Origin of the sequence: Bacteroides uniformis (genome assembly GCF_025147485.1) — a bacterium.
Classification (GTDB): Bacteria; Bacteroidota; Bacteroidia; order Bacteroidales; family Bacteroidaceae; genus Bacteroides; species Bacteroides uniformis.
In genome coordinates this window covers 3,158,309-3,180,019 of the sequence record NZ_CP102263.1, presented here as the reverse complement: position 1 = coordinate 3,180,019, position 21,711 = coordinate 3,158,309, and the positions used below count along the sequence as shown (strand labels likewise).

Below are 21,711 nucleotides of genomic sequence, written 5' to 3'. Positions count from 1 at the left end.
AATGAAGTATCTATTTAATGAGAAACAGATGAGAACATTGTCGGTGCTGCTCGCCGGGGTCATGTGCCTGCTGACGGAAGCCTGCACCGAACCGCAAACGGATATGAACCGGTTGTGCGGGGAATGGAAAAGTGCCATCGGGAAACCGGATATACGGATTGCCAAAGACGGGAAGTGCTACAAGCTGACCCTTTTTGCCAAAAGGGGAATGACGGGAAGAACGGTGCCGGAAACGTATGTGATCCAACAGAAAGGTGGGGCTATGTTTATCGACACGGGGTTTCATATTGATATGACTTACCATCAGGAAAGGGATATATTGACCTTTTCAACCAATGGGGAGTATGTCCGGAAACAGTAGGAAGCCATGAAAGCTAACCGTAGGTTTCCGGTCAGAAATATCTGTGGCGCATGGAAAAGTAACCTGCACTCCCCACCGGTGCAGGTGTTCCACGACGGCAGGAATTTCTGCCTTGCCATAGTCTATAATCCCGATACGGTGATAGTAAACAAAATAGAACAAACCGGGCGGGGACTATCCGTTGATCTGTTTGGGGAAATACTGTTAGGCTATGACGAGGAAAAGGATCTGTTATACCTCTCTACGGAAGGGGAATATGTCCGGGCGGACGAGCTGTGATGCTCTTCTGCCGTTACCACTAAAAAATCCAATTACGAACAATTAAAAAGATGTATTTATGAGAAGAATCTTATTTGTGCTCTGCATCAGTGCAGCGTGCTTCTGCCATGAGGCGAAAGCGCAATGGGTGGTTACCGATCCCGGAAATCTGGCGCAAGGTATCATCAATTCTGCCAAGCAGATTATACAGACTTCGACGACTGCCAACAATACGCTGAACGGTTTCAAGGAAACGGCAAAGGTGTTTGAACAGGGAAAAAAATATTACGACGCACTGAAATCTGTACACAATTTAGTGAAGGATGCCCGGAAGGTGCAACAGACGGTATTGCTCGTCGGGGATATTTCGGAAATGTATGTGACGAACTATCAGAAGATGCTATCCGACCCGAATTTTACACCGGGGGAACTGAACGCCATCGCTTTCGGATATACGAAGTTGCTGGAAGAAAGCAGCGGACTGTTGGAGGAACTGAAAACGGTAGTCAACGCAAACGGGCTGTCGATGAGCGACAAGGAACGCATGGACGTGATAGACCGGGTGTACAGGGATGTGAAGGATTACCGCAATCTGGTGGCGTACTACACGAACCGGAACATCTCGGTTTCTTACCTGCGTGCGAAAGAGAAAAATGATACCAAAAGGATTTTGTCCTTGTATGGAAGTGCTAACGAAAGATATTGGTAAACGGTCATGGATGCTGAATTTGAAAACTTGCACCAGATTCTGCGGAATCTGTACGCGGAGATGTTGCCGCTCTGCGGTGATATGATTGGGGTGGCAAAGGGCGTTGCCGGGCTGGGTGCCTTGTTCTTTATCGCTGCCAAAGTATGGCAGGCTCTGGCGAGGGCGGAACCGGTGGATGTATATCCACTGTTGCGTCCGTTTGCGGTGGGGCTGTGCATCATGTTCTTTCCCACTTTTGTATTGGGGACTATCAATACGGTGCTGAGTCCGGTGGTCAAGGGCTGCAACAATATCCTGCAAGGGCAGACGCTCAATATAGAGAAGTACAGCCAGCAACGGGAGAAACTGGAATATGAGGCGATGGTGAGGAATCCGGAAACGGCGTATCTCGTTTCGGACGCTGAATTTGACAAGAAGATCGACGAGCTGGGATGGTCGCCGGAATCGCTGGGTATCATGATGGGGATGCAAATGAAAAGAACGGGGTATGAACTGAAGAAGAATATCCGGGATGCTTTCCGCTGGGTGATGGAGCTGCTCTTTCAGGCTGCTTCGCTGATACTGGACACGATACGGACATTTTTCTTAATCGTGTTGAGCATTTTGGGGCCGCTCGCCTTCGCTCTTTCCGTCTATGACGGATTTCAGGCGACGCTGACGCAATGGCTCACCCGGTATATCGGGATTTATTTGTGGCTGCCGGTTTCGGACTTGTTCAGTGCGGTGCTTGCCCGTATTCAGGTATTGATGCTGGAAAAGGATATTGTGGCACTGGAAGACCCGAATTTTATACCGGATGCTTCGAATGCGGCTTACATAATATTCATGTTGATAGGGATTATCGGGTATTTCACGATTCCGACCGTATCGGGATGGATCATTCAGAACGGTGGTGCGGGAAGTTACGGGAAGCAGGTCAATTCGTGGGGACTGAAAGGCGGCAAAGGGGCTGCGGCAGTGACGGGAGCTGCCGTCGGTCATGTTTCGGGAAAGTTAAGAGGTAAATAATCAGTTGAAAATCAAATAATCTTATTAAGATGGAATTTAAGAGTTTAAAGAATATAGAGAGCAGTTTCCGGCAAATCCGGATGATTGCTTTGGTATTCCTCGTGCTGTGTACGCTGGTGGCGGGGTACAGCATCTGGAGTTCGTACAGCTTTGCGCAAAAGCAGAGGGAGAAGATTTATGTATTGGATAACGGTAAGTCGCTGATGCTGGCTCTGTCACAAGACCTTTCGCAAAACAGACCGGTGGAGGCGAAAGAGCACGTGAAGCGGTTTCATGAGTTGTTCTTCACGCTTTCGCCGGACAAGGATGCGATAGAGGGAAATATCAGAAGGGCGCTGTTCCTCTGCGATGAGAGTGCTTTCAGGTACTACAAGGATTGGAGCGAGAAGGGATATTATAACCGGATTATCTCGGCGAATATCAACCAGACTTTGCAGGTGGACAGCATGGCGTGCGACTTTGACCGCTATCCTTATCAGGTGACGATGTACGCGCGGCAGATGATTATCCGTGCAAGTAATGTGACGGAACGAAGCCTTGTTACCCGGTGCGGATTAATCAATTCGGTACGGTCGGACAATAACCCGCACGGGTTCACGATGGAGCGGTTCGAGATTCTGGAAAACAAGGATGTACGGGTACTGGAAAGATAGGCATGATGATACGGAAGAAAATCAATGAATGGCAAGACCGGATGGATGATGGTCTGCGCCGTATGTGCGGAAGGCTGACGCCGGGAAAGCAGTTGGCAGTCACGCTCACGATGTTGTTAGGATTCAGTGCGTTGTCTATCTATTTCACGGTTTCGGGTATTTACCGGATGGGAAAAGAGGAAGGCGAACGGTTGCAGATCGAGCATATCGAACAAATGAAACTGCATCAGCAGGCGGATAGTGTCCCTTATCCCGTTCGGGAGAGTTCAGGGAGTAATAATATGATAAAGTAAAAAAAATGGAAGATAATCATATCAATGAGGAAGGTACGGTACTGGAGGAAGGTATCGTACAGATAGAAGAGGAAACGGTGACGGAGGAAGTCCGGGAAACTGCCGGAGAGGATGCAGCCCGACAACCGGCAGAGAAAAAGGAGAAGCCGAAAGAGAAGGAACGCAAGGAGTTGACACCGGCGGAAGCCCAACGGAGAAAGAAGATGCTGGTGTATCCGCTGATGTTTCTCGTGTTCGCGGGTGCCATGTGGCTGATTTTCGCTCCTTCTTCGGGTGGAGAGGAAAAGGAAGAGCAGCAGGGATTCAATATCGACGTGCCGCTCCCCAAAGAAAAGGGATTGCTGGATGACAAGAAGGAAGCATACGAGCGGGATGCCTTCGAGAAACAGCAGAAGTCGAAAATGGGGACTTTGCAGGACTTTGAGATTGCCATCGGGCAGACGGAGGAAGCCCCTATCGGGGATTCAATGGAAGAACTGCCGCCGGAACCTGCACTACGCACGGGTAATTCGCCGATCCGTTCTTCGGCGGTTGCTTATAAGGATATAAACAAGCAGTTGGGTACTTTCTACCAGGAACAGAAGGAGCCGGAAGATGACCAGAAGCAGTTGGAACTGGAATGGCGGATTCAGGAACTGGAACGGATGAAGGAGGAAGAACAGCAGAGAAAAACGGCTGCGGATGAACAACTGGAACTGATGGAGAAGTCGTACCAACTGGCGGCAAAGTATATGCCGGGACAGAACGGTAACGGGCAACCGGAAAAGGCAGAGGTTGCCACCGCCGGGAACAAGGGCACGGGAAATGCCCGAACTGTCACTGTGCCGGTGGGACAGGTAAAGGAGAGAGTGGTGTCGCTACTGGCTCCGCCGATGAGTGATGCGGATTTTGTGAGGGTGTACAGTAAGCCTCGTAATCTGGGATTCAATACGGTACAAACGGAGGTGGAGGGTCTTGCGAAGAATACTATCCGTGCCTGTGTGTACCAGACCGTCACGCTGACGGACGGGAAGGAAGTGCAACTCCGGTTGTTGGAGCCGATGATGGCGGGAGAACAGTATGTGCCATCGGGAACAATGGTTACCGGTACAGCAAAAGTCAACGGTGAACGGATGGAGATAAAGGTGAGTTCGGTCAGTTACGGGGAGAGTGTGACGCCCATCAATCTGGATGTATATGATACAAAAGGTATGAAGGGGGTGTTTGTGCCTGAATCGGAGGAACTGAACGCGGTGAAGGAGATGGCGGCGAACATGGGGTCGTCACTCGGAACGAGTATCACCATCACGGAAGATGCCGGAGCACAACTGGCTGCGGACTTGGGAAAGGGTGTCATTCAGGGGGCGTCGCAATATCTGGCGAAGAAGTTCCGAACGGTAAAGGTGACGCTCAAAGCTAACCATGAGTTTTATCTTCTGCCGGGACAGTAGAGATATACCACTAAAAAATCCAATTATAAACAAATTAAAAAGAAGTATTTATGAAAAAGTTGATTTTGATGCTTGCCTTTTGTGCAAGTGTATCGGGTGCATACGCACAAAAGACAGTGAAAGTGGAAAAGGTGCAACAGGAAACGGAAGCGGTTGCCGCTGAAGAGGAAGATGCAAGCGAGGAAGAGGTGCGCAAAAGTCCTTCTACGGGGGATTTGTACGAAGGACTTACCCGGACGGTGACTTTTGACCGGATGGTTCCTCCCTATGGGTTAGAAGTGACTTTCAGTAAAACGGTACATCTGATTTTTCCTGCGGCTATCCGTTATGTGGATTTGGGTTCTGCGGACATTATCGCCGGAAAAGCGGACGGTTCGGAAAATGTGCTGCGTGTGAAAGCGGCACTGCGTGATTTCTCACGGGAAACCAATCTTGCGGTGATTACGGAGGATGGCAGTTATTACACGTTTAATGTCAAGTATGCGGATGAGCCTACGAAGTTGAATATCGAGATGAAGGACTTTATCCATGACGGCGAAGCGGTGAACCGACCGAATAACTCGATGGAGGTTTATCTGAAAGAATTGGGCAGCGAATCGCCGTTGTTGGTACGGCTGATAATGAAGTCTATCCATGCCAACAATGACAGACTGGTGAAGCATATCGGCTGTAAAAGGTTCGGTATTCAATATACGTTGAAAGGGATTTATACGCACAACGGGTTACTGTATTTCCATACGGAGTTGAAAAACTCGTCCAACGTGCCTTTTCATGTGGACTATATCACTTTTAAGGTGGTGGACAGAAAGATTGCGAAACGTACAGCCATTCAGGAACAGGTGATTGTTCCGCTGCGTGCGTACAATTATGTAACGGTGGTCAACGGGAAGAGCAGGGAGAGAACGGTCTTTACATTGCCTAAATTTACGTTGCCGGACGATAAGGAGCTGGTGGTGGAAATGAATGAGCAGGCGGGCGGACGCCATCAGAAATTTGTAATCGGAAATGCGGAACTAATCCGTGCAAGAGTGATTAACGAACTGAAAATGAAATAAGATGAAGAAGGTTCTATTTTTATTGTGTATGGTAGTGTGCTTTGTCCTGACGGACAAGGCATACGCCCAACGCTGCCTGCCTGGTATGCGTGGCATCCGGGTTACGGGAGGAATGGCGGACGGTTTCCATTCGCCCGATAAACGTAATGAGCTGGGGTATTCTTTCGGGTTGTCGCTGGATACTTATACCAGACATTGCAACCGGTGGGTGTTCGGTGCGGAGTATCTGCAAAAGTATCATCCGTATAAGGCTATCCGCATACCTACCTCGCAATTTACTGCGGAGGGTGGGTATTACTATACTTTTCTTTCGGATGCGAACAAGGTATTTCTGCTTTCGCTGGGCGGATCGGCATTGGCGGGATATGAAACCAATAATTGGGGAGAAAAGCTGCTCTATGACGGTTCTACCCTGCGAAGCGGTGATAATTTTGTCTATGGGGGTGCTGTATCGCTGGAACTGGAAAGTTATCTGAGTAACCGGGTGGTGCTGCTACTGAACGCCCGCGAGCGGTGCTTGTGGGGAAGTGATACGGGTAAGTTTCATTTTCAGTTCGGTCTGGGGCTTAAATTCTTAATCAATTAATAAAGGTATATGAAGAAGATGTTTGAAACAATATTCGTGCTCGGTCTTGTGTTGACGGGTATCGTGTGTGTAGTAGCCTGTAGCGACAAGTTGGACGTGCAGCAGGTGTATGAGTTTGATATGGCGACACTGCCGGTACAGAATAAAATCGTAATAGGCGAGGAAGCGGAAATACGTTGTGAGTTGGTTAGAGGCGGCACGTATGTGGAAACGAAGTATTTTATCCGTTACTTCCAACCGGATGGCAAGGGGCAGTTACGCTTGGAAGACGGGACGGTTCTTCTCCCGAATGACCTCTATCCGCTGGAAAGGGAAACATTCCGTCTGTATTATAAATCTATGAGTACTGACCAGCAGACGATTGATATTTATGTGGTCGATTCTTTCGGACAAATGATACAGAAATCTTTCAGCTTCAATAATGAAAGTCAGGATAAGGAGGAGGAAGAATGATTTATGCCGGGTATAATCCACGCTTTAGCAGTGATGAGCAATATACTCCTGCTTATGCGGTTGCTCCTATTATAAAGTACATACCAAAGGATAAAACCGTATGGTGTCCGTTTGATACGGAAAACAGCGAATTTATACTTGCTCTGAAAGCTGCCGGTATAAATACTGTCCATTCCCATATTTGCACCGGGCAAGACTTTTTTAATTATGAGCCAATGAAATGGGATATGATTGTATCAAATCCTCCTTTCAGCAAAAAGCAGCAAGTAGTGGAACGTTGCTTATCTTTCGGAAAGCCTTTTGCACTGATTTTATCTAATTTATGGTTGAACAGCAGTGCTCCGGCACGTCTGTTCAAGGATAAAGAGATGCAAATGCTTTTGTTTGACAAACGTATCCAGTTTACGGAGAAAAATGCGGCTTATTTCGGTTCAAGTTATTTTTGTTATAAGGTTCTGCCTAAACAAATTGTCTTTGAGAATTTAAGCCGATCCAAATATGAGCAAAGCCGGATGAGTGAGGACATGAAGAGGTTGATTGAACCTTTAACTAAATTGAGGTAGTAATGACTGCTTTGCTTGTTTATTGTGGCTTCCTTATTGCTATATGGGGGTGCATCGGATGGGATTTATATCATGCGCCGACTGATATGGAGTTATGGGGAGAAGAGGTTGAATAGGCTTTTCCCTTATATAAAAATAAAAATCCTCCTGCCTGATAATGGGCAAGAGGGTTTTGTTTTTAGAATAGCGCCAATGTAAGTTGTTGGGGCTGGGTGTACCGGGATTTCAGTTCCAATAGTTTATTTTTGAGTTTGCTTATCACTTTGGGATTATAATTGCTTCTATCGGTAACAGAATAGCGTTCTGCCTTGCTGTATTGCTGTTCCAACTGGCAAATACCCTGTCTGACGGCCTCTTTGTAGTCTTTGATGGGTTCGTCAAATACGGATGGATGGCTTCCACCTCCGGCACTTCCCGTACACCAATCTACAGCTACGGCATACGTTCCGTTTTGGGATTTACCGATGTGGATGCAGTTAAAGTTATCCACTTCGATTTTCTCAACGATGGGTAACATACCAATTAACCAACCGTGTTCGTTTAAATCCTTGCTTGTATAACCGAAAAGCAATGCTCTTTCGTAGGTATGGACATTAAGGATAATCTGGCGTATGCTTTTACCGAATTTCTCAAAATATTCTATCTGCTGTATATCGTTATGGCGTACCGCCAAAAGGTAACGGAGCACTATTTCACGTTCTATCTTGCATGGGGTATACTCTGAAATCGTCTGTAACTTTTCTCCTTGTGTCATTTGGGATATGGCTTTCATATTATATGTTGTTTAGTGATTAAATAATTGCGTATAGAATGAACAGGGCTATCAGTCCCCAAAACAGAAGTTTAAGGGTAATGAAGAACAAACGGAGTATCTGACGGACTGCCCACCACAAAAGGATGGCAAAAAGGAACTTCACTCCGAAGTAATAGACACCAGCCGCCATCAAAACGACTTTCAAAATATTTATGCTGATTGGAAGGCTCGTAAGCTGCTGTTTCCTATTTTTTTCTTCATTTTTCATAATTTCTGACTTTTTTTTTATGCCTTATCGGAGCCGGCTGTTGAGCTGTGTTTCGTGTGCATCGGAAGATGGCTGGATATGAACGGGCAAATTTTTTTTGTAAAATACTACCCGTAGGGCTGGAGATTTTGCAAATAAAAATTTGAACGGCAATAGACTGCCGTTTATCTTCGCACAAGAAACATAGCTTAACAGTTGGCTTCCTTTAGATTGGCAGGAGCAATCGAGGAAGAAATTATAGAGAGAAAAATGAAGAAAAAAGCCATGTGATAACCATTAAAAAGATAGCTCGCCGGGAGCTATCCGTTATCTTATAAGATATTGGCTTTATCTTTTTATCTTAATCACAAAGGAATATCCTATTATTTTCCTACTTTTGCAACGAGAGGATAAATAGTCCTCCGCTTTTTAGTAAGTTTATTTACCGTTCCAAGAAATCGCCAATTTCAAAACACAAAGGTAAGTAAACTAGCTCGGTCATATACTAACGTGACCTGTCAGTTGCTTTTGTGTTGGGCGTTTGGCGATGCCTTTGGAACTGTGATTGGCAGTGTCACGTTTTTTAATACATATGATAATGGAACATTTACATGAAACCCCGTTGCAGGGGATTGTAGGAACAGATAAAGGAGAACTGTTCTACCTCTTACCAATTGAGAAAGTTAGTGACCTCGTAAAGTTACGGGGGGATTTGAGTGCGGCTATCGACCTGATTTCAAAGACTGGAAGTTCAGAAGAAGGGACAAGTGCCATAAACACGCTGAACGGACTGCTTGCCGGACTAATGAAGTACGATAGCGATCATTACGAAGCGATGGATGTCGCTCTTGCTGACGCTATGAGGAAGCTGGAAAAGAAATAATTCCGCTCCGGCTGTTATCCGGATGGGATAAAAACAATCATAAAAACAACCTTTTGGCATAACCGAAAAAAGAAAGGTGTTCCGGTGGCTGATGAAGATTCATATTCAGATGGCCAACGGAATACTTTTCTGCGGTTATGGGTAGGCAAAATGGGATTTCCAGTACAAAGTACGGGGAATGGCTTTTTGACGGATAAACGGCTTTTATACCGCTGGAAGAGTTGTAAACTATCTGTTAATTAGTTGATTATATACTAAATCGTTACTTTTCAATTCGGATATATTTTGAGTAACGATTTCGGGATTTATCTTGTCTTTCAATGGGTATCTATTGAATGTCAATGGGTTCACCTTTTACCGTTGCTTTTCCATCTTTTATTGTAATTGTTACTTTTACAGCCGATAGAAAACTTAATTTTTTATCTGCGCTTTCCGGCTTTATTGCCAAGCATAATACATTGTCTAATTGTTCATCAGCAACTTGCGCACTTTCATATAAAATGCCATCTATATTTTCCGACTTTATTAAATCCATTGTAAAAAGAGCTGGTATCCAATAATCGTTTTCTGTAAGAGCTTTCTTATTATATTGGTGATACATAAATTTTTGCAAAGATATTACATCTTCCTTATCAAAATAATCTTTGTATTCTTCCATGAATAAATTAAGTTCTTCTGCCATTCTCTTTAAATTATCAGATTTGTTACTTGGTGATTCTGGATTTATAATTGTAAACAACGATATAGTTTCGCGAGCAATCCAAAAACTAATAATAGCATAATATTCACCATCTTGTGGATTTGGTTCTCTTAAGCAGTCACATATCTCTCCTAAGCATCCAACTAATTGAGTATCATTAGTATCACTAAGAATACCATAAAACATTGTTTGGTTAGGGGTACTCCCTCTCTGGTATTTTTTGTTTTTATCCGCAGGAACGTAGGAAAGTTCATGTTTATATTTTATTTGTTCCGCTGAAGTAATAGGTCTTCCACGAACAATTACAGTATCAGCCGGATAATCACAAAGTGGTGCAGCAATAGGTTTGGCATATAATTTCTGTAATATCGCCTGAACGTCTTTATCACTACAATTTAATAAATCCAAAGAAGATAATTCTTTGATAACTGTCTTACAATCACAGATTTCATTATTAGCCATAAAGATAATATTTTATATTAATTAAACCGTTTTTCCTAAAAATACTCCCACCACCGAATTGGCACCCAACTGCATACATTTACGTTTCATCTGGATGAAGCTCTGACCGGTGGTGGCGATGTCGTCCACCAAAATTACATCTTTCCCCCTGATGTATTCAGAGTGGAAAATGAGATTGGAAAGTTTATTGTGTCCGGTAGTTCCTTTGAGTTGTTCCCGGTCTTCTTTAATCCAGATGGCACGGAATCCGTCCGCTATTTTCAGGCGGCGGGACAGAAGGCTGCAAAAACGGGCAAAGCGGGCAATATTGCGCTCGCGCGTGGCGGCTGGGATAGGTATCAGGACGGGAGATTTCATTTCTTTGAAGAAGGGCATACGACCGATGCAGAGGGAGAAAATCTTGGCAAGCAAGGGGGCGGCGTTCTCGGTTCCTTCTTTAAAGCGGAACACTAAGTTGCTGACCTTTTTTTGATGTGGGGTCAGGTCTTTTGTCCGGGTCGGGTAATAATCGTGAATATAGAAGCACAAGGCTTCGTCATAGCGCACCTTGCCTTTGAAATAGGTATCGTAGGGAAAGAACTGGCGGACGAAGTCACCCTCGAATGTAAAACGGAGTATGTCACGCCAAAGGTTCAGGGTGGTTTCGTCTTGAAGGCGGTAGAGTTCGCCCTCTATCGGTTCTTTGTCTGCCAACCCGATGCCGATTGTCAGGTGGTCGTTGAATTTGTCTTTGGAAACAATGTACCAGTCGAAGGAACGGCTTATCTTCTCAATCGGGCAGTCGTGGGAACAGAGGAAGTAGAACATGCCGTTCTCTTTCTGTATGACCAGGAACTCGCCGGGCATTTCTGAAAGCCGGAAATAGTTGTATATGGGTGCGTCGTCTAAATCCTCAAACGGGACGGAAACAACAAGATTTTCAATCATAATCAATAGTTTGTTCAAAGGTAGAGGTTTTTGGGGATATGAAAAAAGCCTGATACATTTATTTGTGCATCAGGCTTTGATTTACCGTGTTAGGGGATTTTAGTTGGGTATCTGCGGGTACTGGATGGAGGCATGGCGGGTGTCGGCATTGAACACGACAATTACCTCGGTTGCCTTCTTGTCCATGCGGTTGTATTCGCAAAGGGCGTTCATCACCCATTCCCTGAAGGCTTTGGCATAGCGGGAGTCTATACGGTAACTAAGGAAGATGATGGCTTCGAGATTGTAAAAGGTGACGTAGATGTCCTGACCTTTCTCGTTCTTCATCTTGCGCTCCATCGTTACGTCGTCTTCACGAAGCACGCCGGACTTAAAGATGGAACGGAAGTTGTTGCCCACCGTCTGGAGGTATACGTCGAAAAGACGAGCGATTTCGTGCTTGAACATCCACACGGTTCCGTTTACTATTTTGACTTCGACAATGGGTTTGCCGATTTCTTCTTCTGTGATTTGTATGTATCCTCTTTCCATAATGATTTTGTTTGGGGGTAAAATTAGTTATTTATATCTTGAATTTATTTGTTAGTTGCAAGTTTCTTGGACAGTTCAAGCATTTCTTTGCTGATTTGCTTGTCGGAGACACGGGAGGAACGGGTGGTGTAGTCCCGGAAGCCGAACAGTTTGGAAATGGTCACGGGGGAGACTTTGTTGGCTATGCCAATCGTCACGGCAAAGGTGGAACGGGCGGACTGGAAACTTAGATTCCGGTCTAAACCGCACTGTGAGGCTATCTCTTTCAAGTAGGCGTTGACCTTTTGGATGCTCGGAACGGGCAAAAGATTCTCTGTTCCATTGTCTTTGTACTTGTCGATGATTTGACAGGCGTTTTCCAATAGGGGGATTTGCCACGAACTGCTGTGCATCTGTCGGCGGATTGATAACCAGCGTGTACCGTCCTTTGCCGTAATGATGTTGTATGGCTGCAAGTTCTTGATGTCTTGATAAACCAGACCGGTATAGCAGGCGAACAGGTACAGGTCGCGGACTTTTTCTAAACGGGAACTGTCAAATTCCCGTTTTATAATTGCTGCAAGTTCTTCCATCGTCAGGTATTCACGACCGGTATTCATCCCGTTTGTACGGCTGTTACTTAGATAATCTATATACATTTGTTTTTTCTCCTTTATTTTATTTCCATGCGTAAATTCAACTGTTCTGAAAGATTCTGCATACTACGGCTGAGTAGTATGTTGGTGGCTTTGGCGTAGTGCTGTGTCTGGCGGATATTGGTGTGTCCCAACATCTTCGCGATACTTGCCATCGGTACGTCATGCAGCAGGGTAAGCGAGGTGGCAAATGTGTATCTTGCAACGTGATAGGTCAACTCTTTGTTGATGCCGCACACGGTGGCGAGTTCTTTCAGGTATTGGTTGACTTTCTGATTGCTGCATACGGGAAGCAGGCGTCCGCCGGTCTGTTGTCCACGATATTTGTCTAATATTTGAAGGGGGACTTCCAATAAAGGTATATCTGCTATGACCTTTGTTTTCTGACGGGGTTTCTTAATCCACATTTTCCCGTCATTGGCTTTGTACAGGTGTTCTTCGGTCAGATAATAGGTGTCTGAATACGCCAAACCGGTGAAACAGGAAAAGACGAAGATGTCACGGACACGACGCAAACGGGCGTTCTGAATGTCTTTTTCCATGACGGCTTGGAGTTCTTCCATTGTCAGATAGGGAACATCCACGTCTTCAAACGTGATTTTCTTATCGTAGAAGGGATCTTCCTGCATCATGCCGTGGGATTTTGCATAGGTAGTCGAGGTCTTTAACTTCTGCATCATCTTGGCGGTGGCGTTATGACCGACTTTCTTATCTACACGGAGGAAGATTTCAAAACCGTTCACAAAATCGTCATCGATGCTGTAAAGGGGAAGGTCGGTGTTTTTGTATTCTTGCTTGATGTACTCCTGCAAACGGCGATAGACTAATTCGTATTTGCTGTAAGTGGATTTGGATATGGACACGCCGAGCTGTTTGCCCTTTTCATCTACTATCTTCTTGAATACGGTAAGCATCGTGTGACTCTTTGCCTTGATGCCCAAATAGGCGTTCTTCAACATTAAGGGGGTGGGGAAACTTCCTACTGAACGGATTTTCTCGTAGTGGTTGTTGAACTCCACGCGCATTTTATCCAGTTTCAAATTGATTTCATTAGCTGCCGGGGTACGTCCTGCCGCTTTAGCAGATTTTATATCCCATTTCTTCTCTTCTATTTCCAGTTTGGTACTGAACTCGACTTTCTCACCGTCAATGGTGATACGAACCATAATAGGTAACATTCCATTCTTTAATGGAGCACCTTTCTTTAAATAAAATAAAACTCTGAATGTACTTCGCATAACTTTTGTTTTTTTGGGTTGCAAAATTAATCTCAACGTGTTGCAAATGAATTATTTATGCCAAGACACTTAACGGTATTATCGGAGACTTTTAAAGGAAATATTGAAAAAACGTCTTAGTGAATATATATCGGTTGCCATCGCTATTGGTTTATATTCAAATCGTTACTTTTCTTAGATACGTTTTTGAAGGTCTAAATTGCGACAAATCAGCGACATATCTATGAAATCGTTACTTTTTTTGGCGTTTATTTTTTGGGTAACGATTTAGAAACGCTTTTTGTCTGCAAGATGGCTTTTAGGGGAGTATTGGGTTGTCGTAGGGACAACAAAAAAACAGCCCTAAATCCATGATTTAGAGCTGATTTACTTACTTTTGACACTTTGTTGTCTTAGTGTATCTGCGGTGCGTACGGGACTCGAACCCGTGACCCCATGCGTGACAGGCATGTATTCTAACCAACTGAACTAACGCACCATTATTTCATTCTTTCGTTGCTATCTCTCTCGATTGCGGTTGCAAAGGTAGACAAAATTCTTATATCTGCAATAGCTTGAAAGAAAAAAAATCATCTTTTTTTTAACATAGCTTGATTATAAGAGATTTATGTTACCTTTGCAAAACTAAATTAATATTGAAATCATGAGAAATACTCCTATTGAACGTAAGTTGATAGATGAAACTATCGCAGATTTTCATATCACAGACTTTGCCAAAGCAACCATCCGTGAAGTAAAAGCCATTGCAGCCAATGCCGAAGCGGCATCGGGTGTGGAATTCATAAAAATGGAAATGGGTGTACCCGGACTCCCCCCCTCAGCCGTCGGCGTAAAGGCCGAGGTGGAGGCATTGCAGAATGGTATTGCCAGCCTCTACCCGGACATTAACGGACTTCCCGCCTTGAAAGAGGAAGCATCACGTTTTATCAAAGCCTTTATCAATGTAGATGTAGCCCCCGAAGGTTGTGTACCAGTTACCGGCTCCATGCAAGGAACTTTCGCTTCATTCCTCACATGTAGCCAGTGCGATGAGAAAAAGGATACCATTCTCTTCATCGATCCCGGTTTCCCGGTACAGAAGCAGCAGCTGGTCGTGATGGGACAGAAATATGAAACCTTTGACGTATATGACTACCGTGGCGACAAGTTGAAAGCGAAGCTGGAAAGTTACCTCAGCAAAGGCAATATCTCTGCCATCGTCTATTCCAATCCCAACAACCCCAGCTGGATTTGCCTGAAAGAAGAAGAGTTGCGCATCATCGGCGAACTGGCAACCCAATATGACGTCATTGTGTTGGAAGACCTCGCCTACTTTGCCATGGACTTCCGCCAAGACTTGAGCAAACCGTTCCAAGCGCCTTACCAACCTTCTGTGGCACACTATACGGACTATTACGTGCTGCTCATTTCCGGTTCCAAAGCTTTCAGCTATGCCGGTCAACGTATCGGTGTCAGCTGCATTTCGGACAAACTGTATCACCGGGCCTATCCCGGGCTGACACAACGCTACGGCGGCGGCACCTTCGGCACAGTATTCATCCACCGCGTACTCTATGCACTCTCCTCCGGCACCAGCCACTCTGCTCAGTATGCTCTTGCCGCCATGCTTAAAGCAGCTAATGAAGATCAATACAACTTTCTTGATGAAGTGAAAGTATACGGTGAACGTGCCCGCCGCCTGAAAGAAATCTTCTTGCGCCACGGTTTCCACTTGGTATACGACAATGATTTGGGTGATCCCGTTGCCGACGGTTTCTATTTCACCATCGGTTACCCGGGCATGAGTAGCGGAGAACTTGCGCGGGAACTAATGTACTACGGTGTAAGCGCCATTTCACTGGTGACCACCGGAAGCCATCAGGAAGGATTACGTGCCTGCACTTCCTTTATCCAAGACCATCAGTACGACCAGTTGGACGAACGTATGGCAATTTTTGCCGAGAATCACCCCATCCAATAAAAAATATCCCTATATAATAAGGTATCTCTACCAGTTGATGCCGGTATCCCACCACAATCGGGTACCGGCATTGTCATCTCCACCCAGTGCCTCTACCAAAGCGGCATACTGCTCGGCATTCTCCGTCTTCAGTCCGCCGGGAAAGTTCAGACGGCGAATCATTGTCTCAGTATCTATACACCCGTCTTTACTGTGATTAAAGCGCACGGGGAATAGCCGGGGATACCCCGTCCGGCGCTGTTCCGCCCAAGCTTCACACCCTTCGGGAAACATGGCAATCCATTTTTGGGTAATAATCTTCTCCAGTTTCGTATCCCTATCCGCTGACTCCAGCCAGCGTGGCGAAACCTGACAACGGGCGGTAATATCATTCTCCATATCGTAGGTATCCACAAAATCGGCAGGCAACAAGTCGCTCTCCAGATAAGCATCGGACTGCAAGATGCCATACTGACGGAAAGAAGCCATTACCCCTTCTTCATAGCAGGTTTTCACCGACTCATCGGTCCATCCCCGTAGGGCAGCCTCGGCACGCAGGAACCAGACTTCTGCTGCCGGCATCAACACTGCATCAGTCTGCTGGGTAACTTTCAATTTTGAGAGTGTATTATAATAGTTATGTGCAAAGCATGTACCCTGACGAATGCCGCGATACTCGCCTGCAAACTGTTCATCCTGGCAAGTGGCAAAATAGATTTCACGACGGGGATCTTCATATCCGTTCAGTATGGACTCCATCGGCGCTCCCATATAAGCTTCATTCCAAACAAGGTTTATCTCGCCCAACGGATTGGTATATCCACTCGCCGTGGAAACCGCCACCGACTCGTCCGCCTCCCGAATGACTCCGTATTCATTATCCATCGCTTTACGGAATTCCGTTTTTGCCTTCTCCGGACTGGCTACCGCAATGCGCATGGCAAGCCGCATCCTCAACGAGTTGGCAAACTTTATCCAAGAGTCATAATCACCGTCCAACAACATATCGAAACGCGCAAACTCCGAAGCTCCCGGATGCTCGACAATATAATCGGAAAGTACAGCTACAGCCGTATCGAGTTCACAGAAAAATGCATTATAGACCTCTTTCTGCGTGTCGGGCATATAACGGGCTTCGAGATCGGCAAAATGACTATACACAATAGGGCCGTAATAGTCCGTGACACGGTGCATCACTTCCACCTTCAGTATCTTGGTAATGCCGAAAAAGGCAGGCATGCGATCACGTGTGGCATTCTCCGACTGATATATCTGCGGGAAAACATACTCATAGGTATGTCCCCACATGGCGCTGTTCCATCCATCCTGCAAGTTGTAGTCCGAATTGTGCGAACCTCCATTCAGAGGCTTGGCATCGTGCATGTAACCGCTGAACATATCGGCATTCAAATTCTGGGTCAACTGAAAAGGCCAGTTCTTCCCCTTTCCGTAGTCGTAATTGAAATAGATGCCTTGCTGGATGATTCCAAGACGGATGCCATGTTCGTTATAGTCGGCCTGCAAGTCCTCGTCCGTCACGCCGGACTTGTCCGTATTGATTTCCTTAAAGTCTCCCGTACAAGCCAGAAACACGAAAACCATGCCAATCAGTACTATAATCCTCTTCATATCAAGTCTCCCTCCCCCTCTTAAAATTCACACTTCAAAGAAAATCCCCAACTACGCGTGGTAGGCATACCGTAGACTTCAATTCCCTGGTTATCGTTGCCCGTAGAGAGTACCAGGTCAGGGTCGAAAGGCGCCTTTTTGTAGAAGAAGAACAAGTTGCGTCCCGAAAAGGACAGTTGTGCCCGCTTGAGGACTTTGGTCTTTTCCATCCAGGCAGCAGGCAGTTGGTAGCCCACGGACAGCTCACGCAGCCTGATGTTCGTGGCATCATACATATAATATTCCGTCACCCCGGCCCGTCCGCCTACAACATTCTTATAAAATCCTTTCACATTATCTATCCGGTTACCTTCAAGCATTACATAACCTTTGTCTCTGGCCCGGGCCGTGACTTCAGAAACGCCATACATATCCATATCCGCCTGCGTCTGGGACAAAATATCGCCTCCAAAGCGACAATCCACCAGAAAATAGAAAGAAAAATTCTTGTAAGACAGCATATGATTCCAGCCCAGCATCAGTTTTGGATTGGCATTGCCCACTTTCACCGTATTGCCATCACCTTCCACCAAAGGCATGCCGGTATTGTCTCCTTCCGTGCCGTAAACGATATTGCCCGCATCGTCACGTACAAAAGCTTTTCCGTAGATGTCACCGATAGAGCCCCCTTTCACCAATTTCATGGCATAACTGGACGAGAAGCTGGTAGGACCGTAAAGAAACTCCTTCAGCGCTTCGTGCAGTGAAATTATCTTGTTGCGGTTGGTGGAGAAGTTCACCTCTGTTTTCCACTTGAAATGGTTTGTCAGCAAAGGAACGGCATCCAATGAAATCTCCCACCCCACATTCTGTATATCACCCGCATTGACATAACGGTAGGCATATTTATCGCCCGACAGAGTAGGAAGCTTGAAGAACTGGTTCCGGGTATTCGTCTTATAGAAAGTGGCATTCAAACCAATGCGGTTCTTTAAAAAACGCGCTTCTATACCCGCCTCAAAGGAGTGCGTCATCTCCGGTTCCATATCCTTGAACGGCGCGGCATCACTTGCCAGGAACTCTCCGCCCGCCGTGATATGCGAGGAAGGATTTGTGATGAACATGGGAATATCATTGCCCACCATGCTGTATGCCCCCCTTATCTTTGCCAGTGACACCCATTGGGGTAAAGTCATCAGCTTATTGAATATCAGCGAAAATCCCACGGAGGGATAGAAGAACCCGCTTTTCTCATGAGATGTATAAGCCAGCGTGGAAGACCAGTCATTACGGGCCGACAAATCAAGATAGACAAACTCGTTGTAGCCCAGTTGTGCCGTCGCAAACAAGGACTGCAATTGGCGCCGCGCATCAATCTTCTGGTCCAGCCCGGCAGAACCATTCATGATGATATTGGCCAGATTGAACACATTGGCATATTTCAGCGAAGCTGTTTTAGAGTCATAGCGGGTGGAGTTCACAGTCTTGTCATTGATACTGACACCGAGCGCCGCGTTGAGAGAGAATGCATCCCACTGCTTTTTCATCATCAGTATGGCGTCTCCGTAATATTGGGTTTCCTGATAGTCCATCTCGATATAACGCCCATTGGCTCCCGCCAACGCCGGAGCGGTAGAGGCATAGAACTGCTGGCGCACCTTGTCGTTAATATAGTCTACATTGCCACGGGCCTGCAGGCTTAACCAATCGTTTATCTTCAGATTGGCGGATAAGGAGACTATGACATGCATGCGGTTCTCCTTGCTCAATATGCGATTGGTAATCCAGTAGGGATTCTGCTCAAAATCCTCGTAGGAGGTATGCCAATTCTGTATGTTCAAGTTTCTACCCTCATCATAAACCTCGAAGTTCTCCTTATAATAAGCAATATCCTCACCCCGTGGAAAACGGTAGAGCCCCACCAAAGGATTCATGTAGAAACCACCCACGGTAGGCTTGTTCTTCACCACCTGGCGCATCAGGTTCATACTGCCATCTAACTTCAGACGGGAATTCAATAGAACGGAAGTCTCTCTGAAAGTGAGGTTGTGCTTCGAAAGGTTATGTTTCCCAATGATGCCATGCCCCGTAGTATTAGCATAGGAGAAATAGTTCTGCAACTTCTCATTGCCGTGACTCAAGGAGATGGAAGTTATGGAGGTGACACCAGTAGAGAAGAAGTCTCTCAGATTATCGTATTCGGGAAGGTTTGCCCGTTCTCCCCAACTGTCCACACCGTCACTTACTCCATAGCGGTTCTGCATCTTGGGTAGCGCAAAAGCATTGTCGAACATTAGGCTCGTCGAGAAAGAAACACTGCGCTGCCCGTGCGACTGCCCCTTCTTTGTAGTAATCAGTATCACCCCATTGGCGGCCTGACTACCATACAAAGCTGCCGCTGGAGCTCCTTTCAGGATACTGATACTCTCTATATCCTCAGGATTCAGATTGGAAATGCCATCTCCTCCGTCACGGTTGCCGGCATTGGCCGTTCCACCTATGGCAGAGTATGCTTGCTCGGAAGTGGAGTTCAGAATGGGAACACCGTCTATCACATACAGCGGTTGGTTGTCACTCGCCACCGAGCGGATTCCACGGATACTGACTTTGGCTGAGGCTCCCAGACCGGAAGAAACCTGATTAACACGCACACCTGCCGACTTGCCGGTCAACGAAGTAATTAAGTTGGGCATTTTTACTCGCGTCAACTCCTCGTTTTTTATTAAATCTGTGGCGTAAGAAAGAGAATTTTCTTTCTTTTCGATACCCAAAGCGGTAACAATAACGTTATCCAGCTCTATCATATCTTCTCTTAGCGTGATATGAAAGGTCGAACGTCCTTCCACCTCAATATCCTGGGAAATGTAGCCGATAAACGAAACACGAAGCACTGCATTATCGGCAACCACCAGAGTGAATTTTCCTTCCGAATCCGCTATCGCACCATTGGCAGTTTCTTTCTCTTGAATAGTGGCACCGGCCAGCGGAAACCCGCTTTCATCCAGCACACGGCCACTTATCGTCACTTTAGAAAGCTGTATTTCAGAATGTCCCGGACGCTGCATACGCTCCATAAAATCCTCCGGGCAATCCGTCCATCCTATAGAAAACAGCCCTAAAATTAACGTATATAATGTAGTATATTTCATTGCATTAAATTGCCAATTACTTGCAAACTTAAGTATTTTCTCCGAATAAAAAAAGCCATAAAATCTGAGAAAAGAAACTTTTAAAATGAAAAACAGCGAAGAACTTTTGTTTATTGTGGAATATTATGTATATTAGGGGCATGTATAGCAATATAGATCTATTCAAGATAGAAACAAACCATGTGGTTCCTGCCCGGGGAAAGGTCTTGATTTCCGAACCCTTTTTGTGTGACCATATGTTTGGGCGATCCGTCATTCTACTGGTGGACCATACACATGACGGCACAATGGGACTGGTTCTGAACAAACCGCTCCCCCTATTCTTGAATGATGTGCTGAAAGACTTCGACTGCCCGGAAAACATACCTATCTATAAAGGAGGACCGCTCAGCACAGATACGTTGTTCTATCTACACACGCTCAAGGGCATTACCAGAGCATTGCCCATCGGCAAAGGCTTCTACCTGAACGGTGATTTTGAAGCCATTAAAGACTACATCATGCAGGGAAATCCCGTTAAAGGCAGAATCAGATTTTTTTTGGGGTACTCCGGCTGGGAGTACGAACAGCTGGGCCGGGAAATTGAAGAAAACACCTGGCTGGTAGGCAAAGAAAACATCAGTTCGCTAATGGACGAGGCGGCCAGCGGCACACTCTGGAAGAAGGCATTGTGCAAGCTGGGAGCAAAATATGAAATATGGTCGCGCTTCCCCCAGATTCCAACGTTCAATTAGTGCTGCGGAGAAGTTGCAACAGTACGACATCCTTATAGCACCCTCCTACGCGCCACCACTCCCTCAAAAGCCCACAACGCACAAAACCGCAGGATTCAAAAAGGCGGATACTTGCCTCATTATCCACCGAGATATGGACTATCAACTGTTTCAGATACAAGAAACTGAAAACATAGTCGCACAGCAAACGCAGCGCTTCCTTGGCATAACCATTGCCCTGATACTCCTTCCGTATGGCAATACCCACCTCTCCCCGGGCATGCATGGGAGAAAACTCTGTAATATCGATAGTGCCTATCACCGCATCATCCTCTACACGTATAATCATCATACGCAGCTGGCGGTCGGCAAACATATCGCATTCGGAATTCTCAATATATTGTTTCAAGACAAATCTGGAATAGGGCACGGTGAAGTTCGTCACATCCCAAGTCTGGGAATCATTCTCCATGGCATACATCACTTCCAGGTCTTCCGGCTCCATAGCACGGAGACGCACCCTTTCATTGCAGAAATAGGATTTATTCATATTTTC

24 protein-coding genes and 1 tRNA gene are annotated in these 21,711 nt (G+C 45.9%); 14 read left to right on the top strand and 11 right to left on the bottom strand.

What is annotated here, in order from left to right:
* The first annotated feature begins 1 nt into the window (after position 1).
* Genes NQ510_RS12645 through NQ510_RS12595 form a run of 11 tightly spaced genes read left to right on the top strand, consistent with a single transcriptional unit; the run spans position 2 to position 7,369 of the window.
* Positions 2-361 (top strand): DUF3876 domain-containing protein, encoded by a 360-nt coding sequence (locus NQ510_RS12645; RefSeq protein WP_005824611.1) that lies wholly within the window; start codon positions 2-4, stop codon positions 359-361.
* A gap of 6 nt (positions 362-367) precedes the next feature.
* Positions 368-640, top strand: coding sequence for a DUF3876 domain-containing protein (locus NQ510_RS12640; RefSeq protein ID WP_005805471.1), 273 nt, complete (start codon positions 368-370; stop codon positions 638-640).
* A gap of 58 nt (positions 641-698) precedes the next feature.
* On the top strand, positions 699-1,328 hold the full coding sequence (locus NQ510_RS12635) for a DUF4141 domain-containing protein (protein WP_005805469.1): 630 nt from the start codon (positions 699-701) through the stop codon (positions 1,326-1,328).
* Positions 1,329-1,334: 6 nt separating this feature from the next.
* A complete protein-coding gene (traJ, locus tag NQ510_RS12630; RefSeq protein ID WP_005824613.1) occupies positions 1,335-2,336 on the top strand; it encodes a conjugative transposon protein TraJ in 1,002 nt (333 codons plus the stop codon).
* 29 nt (positions 2,337-2,365) lie between these two features.
* The gene (gene traK, locus NQ510_RS12625) at positions 2,366-2,989 is read left to right on the top strand and encodes a conjugative transposon protein TraK (protein WP_005824615.1); all 624 of its coding nucleotides are present in this window, start codon (positions 2,366-2,368) and stop codon (positions 2,987-2,989) included.
* A gap of 2 nt (positions 2,990-2,991) precedes the next feature.
* Positions 2,992-3,282, top strand: a complete 291-nt coding sequence (locus tag NQ510_RS12620; protein ID WP_005824617.1) for a TraL conjugative transposon family protein — start codon at positions 2,992-2,994, stop codon at positions 3,280-3,282.
* A 5-nt stretch (positions 3,283-3,287) separates the two neighbouring features.
* Entirely contained in the window at positions 3,288-4,712 is a 1,425-nt protein-coding gene (gene traM, locus NQ510_RS12615; RefSeq protein WP_005824619.1) for a conjugative transposon protein TraM, read from the top strand.
* 50 nt (positions 4,713-4,762) lie between these two features.
* On the top strand, positions 4,763-5,767 hold the full coding sequence (gene traN, locus NQ510_RS12610) for a conjugative transposon protein TraN (protein ID WP_005824621.1): 1,005 nt from the start codon (positions 4,763-4,765) through the stop codon (positions 5,765-5,767).
* 1 nt (position 5,768) lies between these two features.
* Positions 5,769-6,353 (top strand): conjugal transfer protein TraO, encoded by a 585-nt coding sequence (locus tag NQ510_RS12605; protein ID WP_005824623.1) that lies wholly within the window; start codon positions 5,769-5,771, stop codon positions 6,351-6,353.
* 9 nt (positions 6,354-6,362) lie between these two features.
* Positions 6,363-6,806, top strand: a complete 444-nt coding sequence (locus NQ510_RS12600) for a DUF3872 domain-containing protein (protein ID WP_005824625.1) — start codon at positions 6,363-6,365, stop codon at positions 6,804-6,806.
* The gene (locus tag NQ510_RS12595; protein WP_005824627.1) at positions 6,803-7,369 is read left to right on the top strand and encodes a hypothetical protein; all 567 of its coding nucleotides are present in this window, start codon (positions 6,803-6,805) and stop codon (positions 7,367-7,369) included. Before NQ510_RS12600 ends, NQ510_RS12595 begins: the two co-directional genes overlap by 4 nt.
* A gap of 178 nt (positions 7,370-7,547) precedes the next feature.
* Here the strand turns inward: NQ510_RS12595 and NQ510_RS12590 are convergent, their stop codons facing one another.
* Together NQ510_RS12590 and NQ510_RS12585 are read right to left on the bottom strand one after the other, a co-directional pair.
* Positions 7,548-8,141 (bottom strand): hypothetical protein, encoded by a 594-nt coding sequence (locus tag NQ510_RS12590; RefSeq protein ID WP_005824631.1) that lies wholly within the window; start codon positions 8,139-8,141, stop codon positions 7,548-7,550.
* 19 nt (positions 8,142-8,160) lie between these two features.
* Positions 8,161-8,391 (bottom strand): hypothetical protein, encoded by a 231-nt coding sequence (locus tag NQ510_RS12585; protein ID WP_005824632.1) that lies wholly within the window; start codon positions 8,389-8,391, stop codon positions 8,161-8,163.
* Positions 8,392-8,968: 577 nt separating this feature from the next.
* Here NQ510_RS12585 and NQ510_RS12580 point away from each other — a divergent pair.
* A complete protein-coding gene (locus NQ510_RS12580; RefSeq protein WP_005805442.1) occupies positions 8,969-9,253 on the top strand; it encodes a hypothetical protein in 285 nt (94 codons plus the stop codon).
* 328 nt (positions 9,254-9,581) lie between these two features.
* Here the strand turns inward: NQ510_RS12580 and NQ510_RS12575 are convergent, their stop codons facing one another.
* From NQ510_RS12575 to NQ510_RS12550, 6 genes are all read right to left on the bottom strand, one after another.
* Positions 9,582-10,415 carry a hypothetical protein gene (locus tag NQ510_RS12575; protein WP_005824643.1) on the bottom strand — a complete coding sequence of 278 codons (834 nt, stop codon included), beginning with the start codon at positions 10,413-10,415 and terminating at the stop codon, positions 9,582-9,584.
* Between the two features lie 21 nt (positions 10,416-10,436).
* Complete coding sequence (locus NQ510_RS12570) at positions 10,437-11,342, bottom strand: phosphoribosyltransferase (RefSeq protein WP_005824645.1); 906 nt, start codon at positions 11,340-11,342, stop codon at positions 10,437-10,439.
* Between the two features lie 99 nt (positions 11,343-11,441).
* Entirely contained in the window at positions 11,442-11,873 is a 432-nt protein-coding gene (locus tag NQ510_RS12565) for a virulence RhuM family protein (protein WP_005824647.1), read from the bottom strand.
* Between the two features lie 44 nt (positions 11,874-11,917).
* The gene (locus NQ510_RS12560; RefSeq protein ID WP_005824649.1) at positions 11,918-12,511 is read right to left on the bottom strand and encodes a site-specific integrase; all 594 of its coding nucleotides are present in this window, start codon (positions 12,509-12,511) and stop codon (positions 11,918-11,920) included.
* A 14-nt stretch (positions 12,512-12,525) separates the two neighbouring features.
* Positions 12,526-13,746, bottom strand: a complete 1,221-nt coding sequence (locus NQ510_RS12555; RefSeq protein WP_005824651.1) for a site-specific integrase — start codon at positions 13,744-13,746, stop codon at positions 12,526-12,528.
* 404 nt (positions 13,747-14,150) lie between these two features.
* Positions 14,151-14,224 (bottom strand) — tRNA-Asp (locus NQ510_RS12550).
* A gap of 165 nt (positions 14,225-14,389) precedes the next feature.
* Between NQ510_RS12550 and NQ510_RS12545 the strand changes: the two genes are divergently transcribed.
* Positions 14,390-15,706 carry an aminotransferase class I/II-fold pyridoxal phosphate-dependent enzyme gene (locus NQ510_RS12545; RefSeq protein ID WP_005836540.1) on the top strand — a complete coding sequence of 439 codons (1,317 nt, stop codon included), beginning with the start codon at positions 14,390-14,392 and terminating at the stop codon, positions 15,704-15,706.
* A gap of 27 nt (positions 15,707-15,733) precedes the next feature.
* Here NQ510_RS12545 and NQ510_RS12540 read toward each other — a convergent pair whose 3' ends face one another.
* Both NQ510_RS12540 and NQ510_RS12535 read right to left on the bottom strand, forming a co-directional pair.
* Positions 15,734-17,314, bottom strand: coding sequence for a SusD/RagB family nutrient-binding outer membrane lipoprotein (locus NQ510_RS12540; protein WP_005824658.1), 1,581 nt, complete (start codon positions 17,312-17,314; stop codon positions 15,734-15,736).
* Positions 17,315-17,334: 20 nt separating this feature from the next.
* Complete coding sequence (locus tag NQ510_RS12535) at positions 17,335-20,442, bottom strand: SusC/RagA family TonB-linked outer membrane protein (RefSeq protein ID WP_005824660.1); 3,108 nt, start codon at positions 20,440-20,442, stop codon at positions 17,335-17,337.
* 140 nt (positions 20,443-20,582) lie between these two features.
* On the opposite strand from NQ510_RS12535, the gene NQ510_RS12530 reads away from it, so the two are divergent.
* Positions 20,583-21,176, top strand: a complete 594-nt coding sequence (locus NQ510_RS12530; protein WP_008663291.1) for a YqgE/AlgH family protein — start codon at positions 20,583-20,585, stop codon at positions 21,174-21,176.
* On the opposite strand, the gene NQ510_RS12525 is transcribed toward NQ510_RS12530, so the two are convergent.
* Positions 21,169-21,705 (bottom strand): GNAT family N-acetyltransferase, encoded by a 537-nt coding sequence (locus tag NQ510_RS12525; RefSeq protein ID WP_005824666.1) that lies wholly within the window; start codon positions 21,703-21,705, stop codon positions 21,169-21,171. The genes NQ510_RS12530 and NQ510_RS12525 overlap by 8 nt on opposite strands.
* Between the last annotated feature and the right edge of the window lie 6 nt (positions 21,706-21,711).